This is a genomic window from Endozoicomonas sp. ONNA2, from assembly GCF_024606365.1.
Classification (GTDB): Bacteria; Pseudomonadota; Gammaproteobacteria; order Pseudomonadales; family Endozoicomonadaceae; genus Endozoicomonas.
In genome coordinates this window covers 1-1813 of the sequence record NZ_JAHHPO010000955.1, presented here as the reverse complement: position 1 = coordinate 1813, position 1813 = coordinate 1, and the positions used below count along the sequence as shown (strand labels likewise).

The window sequence follows — 1813 nt, the reverse complement described above, 5'->3', positions numbered from 1 at the left end:
ACGTCTGAATTTGCTTGTGAGTGTTTGGTTCTCTGGTGGCAGGATCACGGCCAGAGAGATTATCCAGATGAGAATGAAGTACTGATAATGTGCGATGGAGGCGGCAGTAACATCCCGTCGTCTTATCTTTTCAAGGAGGATTTCAAAAGCTGCCCAATCTTTCAGGATTGGTTTGTGAAATGGAAAAGTTATTTTTAGACAATTCCTTACAGCTCCCGCTTCCCGGAAAAACACAAGTAGTTCCAGCTATTTGCGAAGCGGGCAACGCCTTAAGAAATGTGGAAGTTATTTCGGGATGATGTCTAATCGGGCCGGGCCGCGCAGGCGGTGATATAAGACAGAAGCGCCGGGCCGCGCAGGCGGATGGCCGCCCCGCACAGAGCGCTCCACGGGGCGGCCCTTCGCTTGAGTTTTGATTCTTTGCTATCGATCACCACACTCTTGTAGACCTACCGCCGCGCAGACCGGGTCGCGCAGACGGGATGTAAGGTGGGGCGGTCCCCCGCCTGCAAGGTTCGTGTGAGACTTGGGGAGTATGGGGCCAGGCGCCCCTGTCTGCGTGACCCGGGGCAAGAGGCTGTCCGAGAATAGATTGCCCTGGGCGGCAACTGCTCCTGCGTTGCCATGGCTCTTGCAGTCGTGCGGTGACCGCAAATTGGTCTAAAAAACTCCGTTTTGTTCGGTAAATAGGACCACTAACTAATTGTGCTCTTCAGGGTATTAACCTCACAAAACGAAATTTTTATCCTCAATTTTCTGCCATCCTCGCTACGGGGTCGCCTGGATGGGCGTTATTTGGGCCAGCCTCTTGGCTACGTAGAACATTGCATGGCAAATGTCCACTTAGCCAGAAATATCCGACACCATTTATCTGACTAATTAGCTGCTATGGTCCGGCCTTTTTCCGAAAATGGGTATAAATACTTAAACGCATGGCACTGGTATTAATTTTGTCGTTAAGTTTTTCTGTAATCTCTAAGGGAGGGTGAGGGAAGGGTTTGAATTCATACAATGTAAGTAATGAATCCAGAGTATCCCGGAAAACTTTTACATCCCAGGTTTCGGTGAGAATGTAGGAAATGAAGCGGTCTACAGTGTTGGCATCAAAACCACAGTACGTTTCTCCACGCTTCAGCTCGTCTTTTATACGGATTATATCTTGTATGTCCCAGTAGTCGACAGACAATTCTATATTGAGCAGTTTGTCAAGAAACATTACGAGTGCATTATTATCAGGATTATTGGCTGTATCAGTTTTACAACACAGTAGAGTATTCTCACTCAATCGTTTGATGGCCAGGAACCAACTGGGGAAATCAGAGATATTCATCTGAAGACCAAAACCTTTCAGGTTCACTTCATTCAGAAGAGATGAACCTCCAGTCACGATGTACTGTTCGTGGAACTCCAGCTTCATGCTCTCCTGCTTCATGCTCTCCTTGAGTGGATTCTCAACATAGTTTTCATCGTTCAGGAAGCGGGGTATTCTGGTCAGACCATGAGCCTTTTCAAAAGTAGTTTCATCTTCACTACTGTAATTTTCCTGAAAGTCTGATATTTCATTGTTAAATCTAATTACCAGTGAGTTCAAGGCTTTTGACAGATCATTATTTTCATCCAACCTCATCAGTTTTTGGATTGGCGATATACTGGTTGGGTAGCTTACACTGCGTGCAGCGATTGGCTGCGTTGGATATGCGTTTGCACCAGCCGGGGACTCATGGAGTAGGTAACGCTCCATTTCACGATCTTTTTCTGATTCCTGAATCCGTAACTTCAGAAGACGTTGAAACCTTCGGAAGCCGGTCGTGCC

The 1813-nt window shown here is 47.1% G+C and carries 2 protein-coding genes; one reads left to right on the top strand and one right to left on the bottom strand.

What is annotated here, in order from left to right:
• Window positions 1–24: 24 nt before the first annotated feature.
• Complete coding sequence (locus tag KDK14_RS21835) at window positions 25–198, top strand: hypothetical protein (protein WP_373691104.1); 174 nt, start codon at window positions 25–27, stop codon at window positions 196–198.
• Window positions 199–886: 688 nt separating this feature from the next.
• Here KDK14_RS21835 and KDK14_RS16920 read toward each other — a convergent pair.
• A partial coding sequence (locus tag KDK14_RS16920) for a hypothetical protein (protein ID WP_257266356.1) occupies window positions 887–1813 on the bottom strand: 927 nt, incomplete at its 5' end.